Origin of the sequence: Streptomyces sp. NRRL S-31, from assembly GCF_000718775.1 — a bacterium.
GTDB lineage: Bacteria > Actinomycetota > Actinomycetes > Streptomycetales > Streptomycetaceae > Streptomyces.
In genome coordinates, this window is sequence record NZ_JOCB01000250.1 from 1 (window position 1) to 543 (window position 543).

The following is a 543-nucleotide window of genomic DNA, read 5'->3' on the forward strand; positions in this document are numbered from 1 at the left end:
CGCGTGATCATCGACTTCGTCATGAACCACACCAGCGACCAGCACCCGTGGTTCCAGGAGTCCCGCAAGAACCCCGACGGCCCCTACGGGGACTACTACGTCTGGGCCGACGACGACAAGCAGTACCAGGACGCCCGCATCATCTTCGTCGACACCGAGGTCTCCAACTGGACGTACGACCCGGTGCGCAAGCAGTACTACTGGCACCGCTTCTTCTCGCACCAGCCGGACCTGAACTACGAGAACCCGGCCGTGCAGGAGGAGATGATCTCCGCGCTGAAGTTCTGGCTGGACCTCGGCATCGACGGGCTCCGGCTGGACGCGGTGCCCTACCTGTACCAGCAGGAGGGCACCAACTGCGAGAACCTGCCGGCCACCCACCGGTTCCTGAAGCGGGTGCGCAGGGAGATCGACGCCCAGTACGCCGACAAGGTGCTCCTCGCCGAGGCGAACCAGTGGCCCGAGGACGTGGTCGACTACTTCGGCGACTACGCGGCCGGCGGCGACGAGTGCCACATGGCGTTCCACTTCCCCGTGATGCCG

The 543-nt window shown here is 65.4% G+C and carries 1 protein-coding gene; it reads left to right on the forward strand.

Annotation, left to right across the window (positions count from 1 at the left end; genetic code table 11):
• Positions 1 to 543, forward strand: a 543-nt coding sequence (locus tag IF37_RS0138475; protein WP_030754481.1) for an alpha-amylase family glycosyl hydrolase, incomplete at both ends; no start/stop codon positions are given.